Origin of the sequence: Streptomyces sp. HSW2009 (assembly GCF_040240285.1) — a bacterium.
Classification (GTDB): domain Bacteria; phylum Actinomycetota; class Actinomycetes; order Streptomycetales; family Streptomycetaceae; genus Streptomyces.
The window spans coordinates 1-14,732 of sequence record NZ_JBEHZD010000148.1; the positions used below are offsets into that span (position 1 = coordinate 1).

General features: G+C 73.9%; 9 protein-coding genes and 2 pseudogenes. 4 read left to right on the top strand and 7 right to left on the bottom strand.

All coding sequences use genetic code 11. The annotated features are described in order from the left end of the window. Window positions 1–129 precede the first annotated feature (129 nt). Together AAHZ94_RS13905 and tdh are read right to left on the bottom strand one after the other, a co-directional pair. Window positions 130–1,314, bottom strand: coding sequence for a glycine C-acetyltransferase (locus tag AAHZ94_RS13905; protein ID WP_349993181.1), 1,185 nt, complete (start codon window positions 1,312–1,314; stop codon window positions 130–132). A gap of 159 nt (window positions 1,315–1,473) precedes the next feature. Further along, a pseudogene (tdh, locus tag AAHZ94_RS13910) lies at window positions 1,474–2,565 on the bottom strand (L-threonine 3-dehydrogenase); the annotation flags it as partial. Window positions 2,566–2,579: 14 nt separating this feature from the next. Here tdh and AAHZ94_RS13915 point away from each other — a divergent pair. After that, window positions 2,580–3,491: a LysR family transcriptional regulator gene (locus AAHZ94_RS13915; RefSeq protein WP_349993173.1), complete on the top strand. Its 912-nt coding sequence runs from the start codon at window positions 2,580–2,582 to the stop codon at window positions 3,489–3,491. Window positions 3,492–3,523: 32 nt separating this feature from the next. Here the strand turns inward: AAHZ94_RS13915 and AAHZ94_RS13920 are convergent, their stop codons facing one another. Continuing rightward, window positions 3,524–4,375, bottom strand: coding sequence for a SigB/SigF/SigG family RNA polymerase sigma factor (locus tag AAHZ94_RS13920; protein WP_349993174.1), 852 nt, complete (start codon window positions 4,373–4,375; stop codon window positions 3,524–3,526). A gap of 392 nt (window positions 4,376–4,767) precedes the next feature. Continuing rightward, a complete protein-coding gene (locus AAHZ94_RS13925; protein WP_349993175.1) occupies window positions 4,768–5,394 on the bottom strand; it encodes an alpha-ketoglutarate-dependent dioxygenase AlkB in 627 nt (208 codons plus the stop codon). Window positions 5,395–5,518: 124 nt separating this feature from the next. Here AAHZ94_RS13925 and AAHZ94_RS13930 point away from each other — a divergent pair, with 124 nt between their 5' ends. Then, a complete protein-coding gene (locus AAHZ94_RS13930; RefSeq protein ID WP_349993176.1) occupies window positions 5,519–8,344 on the top strand; it encodes a SpoIIE family protein phosphatase in 2,826 nt (941 codons plus the stop codon). An 83-nt stretch (window positions 8,345–8,427) separates the two neighbouring features. Here AAHZ94_RS13930 and AAHZ94_RS13935 read toward each other — a convergent pair whose 3' ends face one another. Both AAHZ94_RS13935 and AAHZ94_RS13940 read right to left on the bottom strand, forming a co-directional pair. Beyond that, the gene (locus AAHZ94_RS13935; RefSeq protein WP_349993177.1) at window positions 8,428–10,695 is read right to left on the bottom strand and encodes a hypothetical protein; all 2,268 of its coding nucleotides are present in this window, start codon (window positions 10,693–10,695) and stop codon (window positions 8,428–8,430) included. A 348-nt stretch (window positions 10,696–11,043) separates the two neighbouring features. Then, a complete protein-coding gene (locus tag AAHZ94_RS13940; protein WP_349993178.1) occupies window positions 11,044–11,523 on the bottom strand; it encodes a MarR family winged helix-turn-helix transcriptional regulator in 480 nt (159 codons plus the stop codon). 100 nt (window positions 11,524–11,623) lie between these two features. Between AAHZ94_RS13940 and AAHZ94_RS13945 the strand changes: the two are divergent. Continuing rightward, window positions 11,624–11,923, top strand: a pseudogene (locus AAHZ94_RS13945) (HGxxPAAW family protein); the annotation flags it as partial. An 803-nt stretch (window positions 11,924–12,726) separates the two neighbouring features. Here the strand turns inward: AAHZ94_RS13945 and AAHZ94_RS13950 are convergent. Beyond that, window positions 12,727–13,116, bottom strand: coding sequence for a VOC family protein (locus tag AAHZ94_RS13950; RefSeq protein WP_349993179.1), 390 nt, complete (start codon window positions 13,114–13,116; stop codon window positions 12,727–12,729). Window positions 13,117–13,564: 448 nt separating this feature from the next. Here AAHZ94_RS13950 and AAHZ94_RS13955 point away from each other — a divergent pair, with 448 nt between their 5' ends. Further along, window positions 13,565–14,452 (top strand): glycoside hydrolase family 19 protein, encoded by an 888-nt coding sequence (locus AAHZ94_RS13955; RefSeq protein ID WP_349993180.1) that lies wholly within the window; start codon window positions 13,565–13,567, stop codon window positions 14,450–14,452. Window positions 14,453–14,732 lie beyond the last annotated feature (280 nt).

Below are 14,732 nucleotides of genomic sequence, written 5' to 3' on the forward strand. Positions count from 1 at the left end.
CCCCCCCCCCGGCCCGCCCCCCCCCCCCCCCCCCGGGCCCAACCCCCCCCCCCCCCCCCCCCCCGCCGGGGGGGGGGGGGGGGGGGGCTCGACGCGTAACGAGGGTGCACCCCGCGGCCGGTGGGCCGGCTAGGAGGCGGCGATCTCGTCCCGTACCGCGCGGAAGGCGGCGACCGCGTTCCGTACGTCCTCGGTCGAGTGCGCGGCCGAGAGCTGGACCCGGATGCGGGCCTTGCCCTTGGGGACGACCGGGTAGGAGAAGGCGATCACGTAGATGCCCCGCTCCAGCAGTGCGGCGGCCATCCGGGCGGCCAGCGCCGCGTCGCCGACCATGACGGGCGTGATGGCGTGCTCGCCGGGCAGCACGTCGAAGCCGGCCGCCGCCATCTCCGAGCGGAACAGCGCGGTGTTGGCGCGCAGTTGCTCGCGCCGCTCGCCGGAGGCGGCGAGCAGCTCCAGCACCTTCAGCGAGGCGCCGACGATGGAGGGCGCGAGCGAGTTGGAGAACAGGTACGGGCGCGAGCGCTGCCGCAGCAGTTCCACGATCTCCGCCCGGGCGGCGACGTAGCCGCCGCTGGCGCCGCCGAGCGCCTTGCCCAGGGTGCCGGTGACGATGTCCACCCGGTCCCGCACACCGAACAGCTCGGGCGTGCCCCCGCCGTGCTCACCGACGAAGCCCACCGCGTGCGAGTCGTCGACCATCACCATGGCGCCGTACCGCTCGGCCAGGTCGCAGATCTCGTCCAGCGGGGCGATGTAGCCGTCCATCGAGAACACGCCGTCGGTGACGACCAGCGTGCGCCGGGCGCCCGCCGCCTCCTTCAGACAGCGCTCCAGGTCGGCCAGGTCCCGGTTGCGGTAGCGGTAGCGGGCGGCCTTGGAGAGTCGGATGCCGTCGATGATGCTGGCGTGGTTGAGCTCGTCGGAGATCACCGCGTCCGCCTCGGAGAGCAGCGTCTCGAAGACCCCGCCGTTGGCGTCGAAGCACGAGCTGTACAGGATCGTGTCCTCGGTGCCGAGGAACTCCGAGATGCGCTGCTCCAGTACCTTGTGCGGCTCCTGGGTGCCGCAGATGAACCGCACCGACGCCATGCCGAAGCCCCAGTCGTCCAGGGCCTGCTTGGCGGCGGCGATCACCTCGGGGTGGTCGGCCAGGTCGAGGTAGTTGTTGGAGCAGAAGTTGACGACCGATGCGTCGCCAACGCGGACGCTCGCGGACTGCGGGCTGGAGATGACGCGCTCGGACTTGTACAGGCCGGCGTCACGGATCTCATCCAACTCGGTACGCAGGTCCTGGCGCACGCTGTCGAACACGGGAACTCCTTCGGGGCGGGTCGGTGGTGGCGCGGGGGGGGCGGGGGGGGGCGGGGCCCCCGGGCGGGGGGGGGGGGGGGGGGGGGGGGGGGGGGGGGGGGGGGGCCCCACCGGGGGGGGGGGGGGGGGGCAGTCGTGGGTGGGACGGGTCCAGTCAATGATGACCTTGCCGCATTCACCGGAGCGTGCGGCGTCGAACGCCTCGGCGTGCTGCTCGAAACCGAACCTGTGGGTGATGACGGACGAGATGTCCAGACCGTTCTGGAGCAGCACCGACATCGCGTACCAGGTCTCGAACATCTCCCGGCCGTAGATGCCGCGCAGCGTCAGCATCCGGGTCACCACCGTGGCCATGTCCACCGGCACCTCTTCGGCCGGCAGGCCGAGCACCGCGATCCGGCCGCCCGGGCTCATGGTGGCGATCATGTCGCGCAGCGCGTCCGCGCGCCCCGACATCTCCAGGCCCACGTCGAAGCCCTCGCTCATGCCGAGTTCCGGCATCACCTCGGCGATGGACTGGGTGCTGACGTCCAGGCTGACGGTGGCGCCCAGCTTGCGGGCGAGGTCGAGCCGGTAGGGGCTGATGTCGGTGATGACCACGTTGCGGGCGCCGGCGTGCCGGGCGATGGCCGCGGCCATCATGCCGATCGGGCCGGCGCCGGTGACCAGCACGTCCTCGCCGAGCACCGGGAAGGAGAGCGCCGTGTGCACGGCGTTGCCGAACGGGTCGAAGATCGCCGCCACGTCGAGGTCGATGGGGTGGCGGTGCACCCATACGTTGGACGCGGGCAGCACCACGTACTCGGCGAACGCGCCGTCGGTGTGCACGCCGAGGCCAATGGTGCGGATGCACAGGTGGCGGCGGCCGGCCATGCAGTTGCGGCACTTGCCGCACACCAGGTGGCCCTCGCCGCTGACGGTGTCGCCCGGGGTCACGTCCGTGACGCCCGCGCCCACCTCGACGACCTCGCCGACGAACTCGTGACCGATGACCAGGGGGGCGCGGACCGAGCGGGCCGCCCAGTCGTCCCAACTCGCGATGTGCAGATCGGTCCCGCAGATGCCGGTGCGCAGCACCCGGATGAGCACCTGGCCCGCCTCGGCGTGCGGCGTCGGGACCTCGGTCAGTTCGATGCCGGGCCCGGCGGCGGTCTTCACCAATGCCTTCATGGGCGCCACTGTGCTGTGTCCACCCTGTGAAGTCCATCGGCATTTTCCCAGGTCACCTATGAAGGCGAGCTTCACAGACATGCCATACTGCCCCGATGATCGACCCTCGAAGGCTGCGGGTGCTGCGCGCGCTCGCGGACCACGGCACCGTCACCGCCGCGGCCCAGGCCCTCTACCTCTCGCCCTCCGCCGTCTCCCAACAACTGGCCGCGTTGGAGAACGAGGTCGGCCACGCACTGCTTGAGCGGCGCGGGCGCGCGGTGCGGCTGACCGCCACCGGGACGGTGCTCGCCGGCCACGCCACCAAGATCGCCGCCCAGCTCGAACGGGCCGAGGCGGACGTCGCCGCCTGCGCGGCGGGCGTGACCGGAGAGGTCACGGTGGTCGCCTTCGCTACCGCGATCACCGAGGTCGTCGCGCCCACCCTGGTCGCCCTGCGGGAGCTTGCGCCCGGGGTGCGGGTACGGGTCAAGGACGCGGAGGGTCGCGAGTGCCACCGGCTGCTGGTGGCGGGCGAGGCCGATGTGGCGGTCGCCGTGGAGGACCGGGAGACGCTCGGCCGCTGGGACGACCGGATGCTGCGCGAGCCGCTGTACGCGGAGCCCTTCGACGTGGTGCTGCCCGCCGACCACCCGCGGGCCGGGGCGCCCGACGTGGAGCTCGCAGCGCTGGCCGATGCCCCGTGGATCACGCCCTGGCCGGGGAACCCGGTCCACGACGCCGTGGTGCTCGCCTGTCACGAGGCCCGTTTCCAACCCCGGGTGGCATCGATGTCGGACGACTTCCGGGCGGTGTGCGCCCTGGTCGCCGTGGGTGCGGGCGTCGCCCTGGTGCCCAGGTCGGCGCTGCCGGGCGCGGCACCCACGGGCGTCACGGTCCGCCCCGTACGCGGCCACGGCCCCACCCGCAAGGTGTTCACCGCGGTACGGGCCGGCACCGAGGGCCACCCGCTGCTCCGCCAGGCGCTGGCCGGGCTCCGGGAGACGGCGGCGGCGCTCCCGGTGTGAGGTGTCGAGGCGGTGCGGGACCGGCGGCGCGGTCAGGCCGTGGGGTGCCCCGGGCCGGGCGGGCGCGGGGTGGTGCGGCGGGGGCGGTCCGTCATCACCTGGTCGCACAGTGCGGCACAGGTGCGGTTGATCAGGCGTGAGACGTGCATCTGTGAGATCCCGAGGTGTTCGGCTATCCGGCTCTGTGTCATGTCGCAGAAGAACCGCAGATAGAGGATGTACCGCTCGCGTTCGGGCAGCCTGCTGAGCTCGGGTCGTACCGCCTCCCGGTCGATGACCTGGTCGAAACCCGGCTCCTGGTCGGCCAGCGTGTCCAGCAGTGAGTAGCCGTCCTCGGCGCTGGAGAGCTCGGCGTCCAGCGACAGCGCCGTGTAGCTGTCGAGCGCCTGCAACCCCAGCCGTACGTCGTCCGCGCTCAGCCCGGTGTGCGCGGCGATCTCCGCCACGTCGGGGACGCGGTCCTCCAGGCTCGGGCCCAACTCCCGGCAGGCGGTGCGCACCCGGTTGCGCAGCTCCTGCACCCGGCGGGGTACGTGCACCTCCCACATGTGGTCTCTGAAGTGCCGCTTCACCTCGCCCACGACGGTCGGCACGGCGAAGCTCTCGAAGGCGATGCCCCGCGTCGGGTCGTACCTGATGACGGCCTTCACCAGGCCGAGCTGTGCCACTTGCCGCAAGTCCTCCAGGGCCTCGCCGCGGTTGCGGAACTGTCGGGCGAGACGGTTGGCCATCGGTATCCAGGCCGTGATGATGCGGGCCCGCAGTGCGTCCTTCTCCGGGCCGTCGTCGAGCACGGACAGTCGACGGAAGTCGGCGGCCGTATCGGGCGCGTCGTCATGCGGATGTTTGGCCGGGCGATGGTGGTGTACTCGGGCTGTGGTCATGGAACAGCTCCCGGAACGGCGGACGGATCTCCACCGGGGCGCCGCTGTACCGCTCCGCACGGCAAGGGGGAGCGGTGACCGCCCCGGGGTGGTGCGTGCCTTGGGTCCGTAGCACGTCCTGCTCGCCCTCGCGGCCGGCGCGGGTGCCGTCGGCAGCGGGCACTGCCGATCGCCGCATCGGGGCCGATCGGGCACTTTCCACGGTAGCCACTTCCGCCGACTGACGCATTCAGGCGGTGGCGGGGCCGGGGTGCGGGCCGGTGCCAGGCCGTATGCCAGGGGTGCGGTCGCAGGCGAGGGAGTGCGGGTGTGGTCGTGTCGTCCGCCGGTGGGCCGCGGCCCCCGCGGTGCCAGCCCGGGCCGACCGGGACAGCAAGACGTGCGCGGGCGCCTCAGGAGACGCCGCGCGGTCGGAACTGGATGCTGATCCGCGGGCCCGCGGAGCGTCGGGTCTTCGGGACGGCGTGGTCCCACGTGCGCTGACAGCTTCCGCCCATCACGACCAGGTCGCCGTGGCCCAGCGGCCGGCGCAGCACCGGGCCGCCCGCGCGCGGGCGCAGCAGCAGCGGGCGCGGCTGGCCGACCGAGACGATCGCCACCATCGTGTCCTCACGCGCGCCCCGGCCGATCCGGTCCCCGTGCCAGGCGACGCTGTCCCGCCCGGCGCGGTAGAAGCACAGCCCCGCGGTGACGAACGGCTCGCCCGACTCCGCCGCGTAGTGCGCGCTGAGCCGGTCCCTGGCCGCTTCGAGCACGGGGTGCGGCAGCCGGTCGCCGGCCCGGTAGTTGGCCAGGAGACGGGGCACCTGCACCGTCCGCTCGTACATCCGGCGCTGTTCGGCGCGCCAGGGCACCGACTCGGCCAGCGCGGCGAAGAGCGCGTCCGCACCGGTCAGCCAGCCGGGCAGGACGTCGATCCAGGCGCCGTGCGCCAGGTGGGTGCGGCGCAGGGCGGTCAGTGGGCGGGGCCCGACCTCCTCGGCGGCGGCGAAGAGCGAACCTTGCAGGGGAACCGGCATGCCGTCAGCATACGCTCGAATCGAACGTGTGCTCGATTCGAGGATGTGGGCAAAGCGGCGATGGTCGGATTTTTATGGAAACTGGACGGTCGCCCGGGCGTCACCCGGATGCCAGCATGTGCGCATGGGCCGTTCCCGGTACGCGTCAACCGCCGCCACCGGGGGACCCCACCCGGCGCAGGACCGCCCCCGGTCGCTCCTCGGCGTACGCAGCATCGCCGGCCAGATCTTCTGGCTCCAGGTGCTCATCGTGCTGCTGATCGTGGCCACCGGGCTGACCGCGCTGGTGCTCCAGACCCGCCGCGACGACGAGCGCGAGGCACGCCACCGCGCGCTGGCCGTGGCCACCACGTTCGCCCAGGCGCCGGGCATCCCCGACGCGCTGCGCTCGGCCGACCCCAGCGCCGCCCTCCAGCCGCGCGCCGAGGGCGCACGGGTCGGCTCCGACGTGGACTTCGTCGTCGTCATGCGGACCGACGGCACCCGCTACACCCACCCCGAACGGGACCGGATCGGGCGCAAGTTCGTCGGCGACATCGGGTCGGCCCGCAACGGCCGGGCCAGCACCGAGACCGTGCACGGCACCATCGGCGACGTCGTCCAGGCGGTGGTACCGGTCACTGACCACGACGGCCGGGTCATCGGCCTGGTCTCCGCCGGCCTGCGCACCAGCCGGGTCAGCGAGTCGCTCCACGACGAACTGCCCATCCTGCTCGGCGGCGGCACCGCCGGCCTCGCCCTGGCCCTCGGCGGCAGCGTGCTCGCCGGCCGCCGCCTGCGCCGCCAGACCCACGGACTCGACCCGGCCAGAATGACGCGGATGTACGAACACCACGACGCGGTGCTGCACGCCGTCCGCGAGGGGGTGCTCATCGTGAGTGGCGACCGCCGGCTGCTGCTCGCCAACGACGAGGCGCGGCGCCTGCTCGCCCTGCCCGCCGACGCCGAGGGCCGGCCGGTCACCGCGCTCGGCCTGGACGCCCCGCTGGCCGACGTGCTCGCCGCCGGCCGCGCCACCACCGACGAGGTGGTCCGCGCCGGCGACCGGCTCCTCGCCGTGAACAACCGCCCCACCGACCGGCACGGCGGCCCACCCGGCACCGTCGCCACCCTGCGCGACACCACCGAACTCCACACCCTCAGCGGCCGGGCCGACAGCGCCCGCAACCGACTGCGGCTGCTGTACGAAGCGGGCACGGCGATCGGCACCACCTTGGACGTGCGCCGCACGGCCGAGGAGTTGGCGCACGTCGCGGTGGGCGGCTTCGCCGACTTCGTCACCGTGGACCTGGCCGCGGCGGGGGGGCGCGGCGAGGCGCCACCGGCGCACGGCGTCGGCAGGCTGCGCCGCGCGGCCCTGGCCGGCATCCGCACCGACCATCCGCTGTACCCGGTCGGCACGCTCATCGACGTCGCGCCCGGCACCGCGCACGCCCGCTGCATCGCGGCCCGACGCGCCGGCTGGGAACCGCGGCTGCACACGGCGACCGAGTGGCGGGCCCAGGACCCCGAGCGCACCGGGCGCATCGTGGACGACGGGCTGCACGCGCTGATCGCGGTGCCGCTACGGGCCCGCGGCGGCATCCTGGGCGTGGTGGGGCTGTGGCGCGCCGACGCGTCCGCACCCTTCGACGAGGACGACCTCGCCTTCGCCGAAGAGCTGGTCGCCCACGCCGCCGTCTGCCTGGACAACGCCCGCCGCTACACGCGCGAGCACGCCATGGCCGTCACCCTCCAACAGAGCCTGTTGCCCCGCGGGTTGCCCGAACAGCGCGCACTGACCGTGGCGCACCGCTACCTGCTGGCCAGCTCCGGGGTCAGCGGCGACTGGTTCGACGTGATCCCACTGCCGGGGGCCAGGGTCGCGCTCGTCGTCGGCGACGTCGTCGGACACGGGCTGCACGCCGCGGCCACCATGGGCCGGCTGCGCACCGCCGTGCACAACTTCTCCTCGCTCGACCTGCCGCCCGATGAACTCCTCGGCCACCTGGACGAACTCGTCACCAGCATCGACCACGTGGATCACACCGGCCCCGCGGACGGCACCCGCCCCGCGGACGACGCCGCGCACGCGGTCCACGCCGACCACGCCGACCACGGCGGCTTCGCGGACGGCACCGCAGTAGCCGCCACCGGAACGGCCGGCGGCGCGCCCCCGGTCACCGGCGCGACCTGCCTGTACGCCATCTACGACCCGGTCGAGAGCCGCTGCGTGCTGGCCCGCGCGGGCCATCCGCCGCCGCTGCTGGTGCGCCCCGCCGGCACGGTGGAGGTTCCCGACGCGCCGGCCGGACTACCGCTCGGCGTCACCGGACTACCCTTCGAGGCCGTCGAGTTCCCGATGCCCGCCGGCAGCCGACTGGTGCTCTACACCGACGGGTTGATCAACCAGGGCACCCGCGACCTGGACGCCGGGCTCGACCGACTCGCCGACACCCTGCGCGGCCCGCTCCGTACGCCGGACGAGACCTGCCGCGCGGTCCTCGACGCACTGGTCGGCCAGCGCCCCGACGACGACGTGGCGCTGCTCGTGGCCCGCGCCGAAGCGGTGCCGCGGGAGTGGGTGGCCACCTGGGAGGTGCCCGCCGACCCGGCCGCGGTCGCCGGCGTACGGGCCAAGGTCAGCGGCCGACTCGCCGCCTGGGGCCTGGGCGAGGACGCGTTCACCACCGAACTCATCCTGAGCGAGCTCATCACCAACGCGATCCGCTACACCTCGGGCCCCATCCGCGTCCGGCTGATCCGCGACGCCGCCCTGATCTGCGAGGTCGCCGACGCCAGCAGTACCGCCCCGCACGTGCGCTACGCGGCCACCACCGACGAGGGCGGGCGCGGCCTGTTCCTGGTCGCCCAGTTCGCCGAGCGCTGGGGCACCCGCTACACCCCCACCGGCAAGGTCATCTGGACCGAACAGCCGCTACCGCAGTCGGCGGCGCGCCCCCCCCGCTAGGGGCGCCCCCCCCGCCCCCCGGGCCCCCCGGGGGGGGGGGCCCCCCCCGCGGCCCGCGGCCCCCCCCCCCCGGCCGCCGGGCCTCAGCGGGTGCGTACCGCCAACGCCTCGGAGACGGTCAGCGCCTTGTCCGAGCTGTTCGCCGGCTGCGCCGTCAGCGTCCACCGGTAGCCGCCCGACGGCACCTTGGCGCCGCCAGAGGTGCCGTCCCACTCGACCGACAGCGCGCCGCGCGCACCGGAGCCGGAGAACTCGCGCACCACCTGGCCGCCCGGCGTCCTGCGCACCGTCAGCTTCCAGTTCGTGACGGCCTTCGAGAGCTGCCAGGACGCCTTCCAGGTGCCCGCCTTACGGGCATCGAGCACCGCGGGCACCGAGGTCGCGGTGGCCGCCAGCGGCGAGGTGCGCACCTGCGGCCACTGCACCTTCACGTCGCCGTGCGCGTCCAACGAGGCGACCGCGCCGCCGAACCGGTCCACCGCCCAGAACAGCCCGCGCCGGTCCTGCGGTGCGTGCAGCGGGGCGGGCAACTCGGTCAGCACGCGTGTGCCCACCTGCTCGGCCGGGACCGCGTCCGGGAAGTAGGTGATCTTCAGCGCGCCGGCCGCGTCGTCCTGGCTCACCAGGTAGCCGTCGGCGAGCTGGGCCGGCCCGGTGGGCACGCTGATGGCGCGCCGGGTCGTCTGGTCGTACACGCCGGCGGCCCGACCCGGCCCACAGGACCAGTACAGCCAGCGGCCCACGACCTGCACGTCGGCCAGGTCCGCCGCGGCGCAGGTCGCGCCGGTCTGGATCGTGCCGGTCACCTTCATCGACGGCAGCGACGTCGAGGTGAGCGTGCCGGTGGCGCTGCCCGGCGTCCACAGCGTGTTGCCCCACAGGGCGGCGGCCCTGGCCGGGCCGGTCGCCAGCACCTTGGTGCCGTCGCGCACTTCCTGACGCTCGGCGTACGGGCGCACCACCCGGTAGGTGCCGGCCGCCGCGACCACATGGGGCGTCTCGTACGTCTCGTGGACGATCTTGCCCTCGCCGGTGCCGGTCAGCCGCAGGCAGTCGCCGTAGCAGGAGACGTAGTAGCCGCTGGAGCCCGGGTCGCCCGAACCGTCACCCGGCACCCAGTAACCCAGGTCGCCCTCGTCGCGCAGCGGGCCGGCGGTCAGCTTGCCGTCCGTCGACAGGGACAGGTCGGAGGTGGACAGCGAGGTGCCGTCGTAGGGTTCGGTGCTGCGCGGGTTCTCGCCCGCGAGCAGCACCCGGCCCTTGTCGACGGCGAGCCCGCCGACCTCCCACACCGACTGCGCCGGGAGCGCGGTACGCACCGCGACGGCCGGCTCCCCGCCCGGCCCGGCGGTGATGCGGCGCAGCGCCCAGTCGTCCGCGCCGCTGCCGCCCTCCACCACCCGGCTGCCGTCCTCGGCGGAGACGATCAGGTCCCGCGAGCGCGGCAGCAGGGTCCGCACCGGCCCACCGGACAGCGGCACGGCCCGCACCGGTCGCTGCTTGTCGGTCGGGCTCACGTACACCAGCCAGTCACCCACCACACCGGTCTCGGTGTTGAAGTCGGTCGCCCCGTCCAGCGTGGTGATCGCGGTGCCGGGACGCTCGGGGTGGTGCCGGTCGACCACGTACGTGTGCGAGATGTCGAACTTCTTGTCCACGGCCAGGAAGACGATCTTGTCGGGGGAGAGCCGCGGGTACTCCACGACGCCGTACTGCTCGGTGGGCAGCAGCGTCGCCTTCGCGCTGGCGAAGTCGAGCAGCACGGTGCGCCAGGGGCCGTCGCCGACCGGCTTGTACCAGAACACCGCCCCCGTGCTGTCGGACGCGGGCGTGTACAGGTAGGGGCCCATGTCGTCGGGCAGCCCGGTGACGGCCCGCTCGACCGGCTTGCCGCCGTCGGCGGGCACCTCAAGCAGCCGCAGGGTGTTCTTGCCGTTCACCTTGCGCAGGGTGACCAGCCGGTTCTTGGCGAACACATCGGTGACGGCGTCGGTCTCGGGCACGTCCACGGTGACCGTGGTGCCGCTCGCGTAGTGCCGGATGCGCCGGTCCTGGCTGTCCGCCACCCGCTCCAGGCCGTAGCCGCCGTTGTACGCGGCGGCGATGGGCAGATCGGCGACCTTGCGGCCGTCGTCGCCCACCCAGGTCGCCCGGCCGCTCGGGTTGCGCGGCGAGACCGACGACAGGTATCCGCTGCCGTCAGCGGCGATCGCGCCCGCGGACCTCGGCAGCGCCATCCGCTCGCCGGGGATCGTGGTGGTCGGCACCTGCGGTCCGTCGGCCGCGGATTCGGCAGCCGCCGCGGGGGTCGTGGTACCGGTCAGCCCCGCGCCCAGCGCGAGCACCGTCACCAGGGCGGCACCGAGCCGGTGCGCCGCCCGGCGCTCACCGCCCGGGGCGCGCCGTGCTCGAACTACCCCGCCGCGGGGGTGGGGTTGTGGTCTACGTCTGGGTGACACCGACTTCTCCTCCGTCGTGCCTGGTCCAACTCCTGCCGGTGAGACAGGCGAACCCGGGCCCGGGTTGTGGGAATTCGGGCACGCGAAACGGGGGACCGCCCTCCGTAGGGCGGTTGGTGCTTGGAGGTCGTGACGTGTTGGCCTGACGTTCACTCGCGGCCGGGCTGCTCGCCGTCCGCCGTCCGCCGTCCGCCATCGGCCATCCGTCGCTGCGGCGCGCTCGACGCTGGTGCTCGCCGGCTACACCGTTCGGCTGCGGGTCTCCGCCAGGTAGTCGCTGACCAGGGCGTCGGCGCGGCGGAAGAAGTCGACGAGGGTGGCCAGTTCGGCGGCCGAATAGTCGGCGTACAGCGCGGCCAGCCGCCCGTAGAACGGCTCGTACACCGCATAGACGCGGGTCAGCGCGGCCGGTTCGGCGACGATGCGCACCCGGCGGCGGTCGCCGGGGTCGGGCTGGCGGGCGACGAAACCGGCCCGCTCCAGCCGGTTGAGGATGCCCGTCACGGCGCCGGTGGTCACATGGGCCCGCTCGGCGAGGTCGCCGGCGGTCAGCGGCTCGGCGCCGGCTTCCAGTACGTAGCCGAAGCAGGTCAAGTCGGTGGAGTTGAGTCCGAGTCGGCGGGCGATCTCCTGCTGGGCGATATGGCTGGCGGCGACGAAGTGGTCCATGGCCCGCTGCGCCTCCTGGGGCGTGGTCGCGGGGTGGGGGTTGCCTTCCAAGCGAAATCTCCTTAGCTTCTAAGAAGCTTAGTTTGTAAGCCATATCGTTTCTGTCAGAGACCATACCCGCGCCTCGCGGTGCGGCCCGGGGGAGAAACGCATGAGTGCGCACGCTCAGTGGGACGAGGGACACACCATGGCCGGCTGGACGGGCTGCGCGCTCGCCGTCGTCGGCTCGGGTGTGGTGGGGGCGGGGCTGGTCGGCTGGCGCCCGGTGGGGCTGTGGCTCGGCCTCGGCTTGCTGGTGGCCGCGCCCGTAGTGACCTGGCTGCTCCATCTGGCCGGCTGGGGCAAACCCAGTGGAGTGCGCCCGCGCGAGCAGTGGGGCATGCGGGTCCGCGACCTGTCGGCCCGTCAGGGGCACCCGGACTGCCTCGGCTGCCGACTTGCTGGGCGCAGGCCGGTGGCTGTGGGGCGGGTGGGTGTGGATCGGGCGCGTACGGATCGGGTGGGTACGGGGCTGGCGGGTGTCGGTCCGGTGGGTGCGGGCTCGGCGGATGTGGGCCTGGCGGGTGCGGCGCGGGCCGTCGATGTCAGCGTGTCGCCCGGGGTCGGCGAATCGGAGACCGCCCCGCCCGGTGTCGCGACGTCTGATGCTGCCTCACCCGTCGGCGCCCTGCTCGGTGTCGCCGGCCCCGACGTCGCGCCCCCGGACGCCGTACCCGCCGGCACCGAATCCGCTGGCACCGCACCCGCCGACGGCGCGGAATCCGGCCGGGATCGACCCGCGCCCGCCGCGACTCCTGACTCCGCCCCCTCGGCCCCGGGTCGGCAGGACGGTCGAACTGCCTGATCCAGCACGGCAGTTGAGCCTCCCGGGGAGTCGGCTCGACCCGGCTGGCACGCCACGCCCGCACCACCGCCGGGGCGTCGCCGAAGGTGGGTGTCGCCACGGGGGACGGCACCACGCCGGGGGCGCGCCGCGGTCGGTGGGCGGCGTGGCGAGCCGGCCGGGCGCGGGGTCCTGCGCCCACGGGGGAGCGGGGGAGGGGCCCGGCGGCGTCATGCGGCGTCGGGCCTCCCTCCGCGGCGATTCGGGCACGGCCCCGGGCCGGCCGGGCGCCCCCGCTCGGGCATCGCGGCCCCTGCGCCCGGACTCGGGCGGTCCCACCCGGGCGTCCCGGGCCCTGCGCCCGGGCTCGTACGCCTCAACTCGCGCGCCCCGCGCGCACGGGCGCCCAGGCCCGCCCTGCCCGCTCCGCCTCACACGTCCTGCGGGTACCAGCGCAGTTCCACCGTGTTGCCGTCCGGGTCGGCCACGTACAGGGACTGGGCCGAGCCCCGGGCGCCGAACCGCTCGCCCGGGCCGTCCACGACCGTGAACTCGCCGGACGCGACGACCTGCTGCCAGTCCAGCGGCTCGACCACCAGACAGATGTGGTCCACGTTGCTGCCCCGGGGTGCGTCCGCCGCCCGCGGCACCAGATCGATGATGGTCGTCGGGCTCACCCGCACCGACGGGAACGGCGCCTGCCCCGCCCGCCACTCCGTCACCCGCACCGGGTCGAGCCCCAGCGGGCCGCAGTAGAAGGCGAGCGAGCGCTCGACGTCGTCGACGGTCAGGACGAGGTGGTCGAAGGCGATGACGCGCATGGGGCTGCTCCAGGGTGGGGCGTACGGGTTGCCGTGAACGCCTGTGATCTTTGCAGACGCCGCCGCCCCGAGCGCCGCCGGCCGCACCCGGTTGGCTCGGTGTACGGGGCGTGGCCGCCGGCCGCCGCGGCACCCGAACATCCGCGGTCTGCCGCCTGCTTGCGCCCTCTTCTGCCTGGTCCGGCGCCCGGACGGCCGGGGGGCGCGTAGTGCGGGACGCGCCGGGTGCGCCCGTTCGCGGGGCCCGCAGGCAGTGCAGTGACGCCTGGGGTGGCTGCGAGACCGTTTGCAGGTGCGGGGTGCCCGGGTGGCATCGCTTTTGGTCTATACCTTGACAGGTTCAGGGCGATTCGGTTGGGTTCCCCTCACCTTGGTTTCCTCCCCCCAAAGCCATCGGCGCGGCCCGTGGGCCACCGCGTCCGCTGGCCGTGCGAAGGAGTAAAGCCCCATGAGACAACGCCTGCTCGCCCTGTTCGCCGCGTTGGCTTCGGCCTTCGCTTTCGCAGTCTTCCTGCCGGGACCGAGCGCATCGGCCGCGACGGCCTGCGCCACCGGCTGGAACTCAAGCGCCGTCTACACCGGCGGCAACACCGTCTCGTACAACGGCCACAACTGGTCGGCGAAGTGGTGGACCCAGAACGAGAAGCCCGGCTCGGCCGACGTCTGGTCCGACCAGGGGGCCTGTGGCGACGGCGGCGGTGACCCGCCCACCGGGGAGGGTTTCGTGGTCAGTGAGGCCCAGTTCAACCAGATGTTCCCGAACCGGAACCCCTTCTACACCTACCGCGGGCTGACCGACGCGCTCGCCGCGTACCCCGCCTTCGCCAACACCGGCAGCGACACGGTCAAGCGCCAGGAGGCCGCCGCCTTCCTCGCCAACGTCAACCACGAGACCGGTGGCCTCGTCCACATCGTCGAGCAGAACCAGGCCAACTACCCGCACTACTGCGACCGCAACCAGCCCTACGGCTGCCCCGCGGGTCAGGCCGCGTACTACGGCCGCGGACCGATCCAGTTGAGCTGGAACTTCAACTACAAGGCCGCGGGTGACGCGCTCGGCATCGACCTGCTCGGCAACCCGTGGCTGGTCGAGCGGGACCCGGCGGTGGCCTGGAAGACCGCCCTCTGGTACTGGAACACCCAGTCCGGGCCCGGCACGATGACCCCGCACAACGCCATGGTCAACGGCGCCGGCTTCGGCGAGACCATCCGGTCCATCAACGGCACCCTGGAGTGCAACGGCGGCAACCCGAGCCAGGTGCAGAGCCGCATCAACGCCTACCAGCGCTTCGTGCAGGTCCTGGGCACCACCCCCGGCGGCAACCTGAGCTGCTGACGCCGTCACACCGGGCGCTCCCCCACACCGCGCGCCTCCCATCAAGCGCCCCGCCCCGGGCGCTCCACATGAGGCGCCCCGCCCCGGGCGCCGACAGCACGGGCCCCCGGGCGGGGGGCCCCCCCCCGCCGCGCCGGGGGGGTTAAAAGAAAACCCCCCCCCCCCCCCCCGGGCCGCGGGGGGGGGGGGGGGGGGCCCCCGCCGCGCGGCCGGCGCGTGGCGTGGTTCAGGCGTCGAGTACCTGGCCGTCGCGGCGGACCACGGGCGGCTCGACGGACCA

Coding starts and splice junctions, on each gene's coding strand:
- AAHZ94_RS13925 (WP_349993175.1), bottom strand. CDS start 5,394: ATGCCGGTTCCCCTGCAAGGTTCGCTCTTCGCCGCCGCCGAGGAGGTC.
- AAHZ94_RS13920 (WP_349993174.1), bottom strand. CDS start 4,375: ATGACCACAGCCCGAGTACACCACCATCGCCCGGCCAAACATCCGCAT.
- AAHZ94_RS13955 (WP_349993180.1), top strand. CDS start 13,565: ATGAGACAACGCCTGCTCGCCCTGTTCGCCGCGTTGGCTTCGGCCTTC.
- AAHZ94_RS13930 (WP_349993176.1), top strand. CDS start 5,519: ATGGGCCGTTCCCGGTACGCGTCAACCGCCGCCACCGGGGGACCCCAC.
- AAHZ94_RS13915 (WP_349993173.1), top strand. CDS start 2,580: ATGATCGACCCTCGAAGGCTGCGGGTGCTGCGCGCGCTCGCGGACCAC.
- AAHZ94_RS13950 (WP_349993179.1), bottom strand. CDS start 13,116: ATGCGCGTCATCGCCTTCGACCACCTCGTCCTGACCGTCGACGACGTC.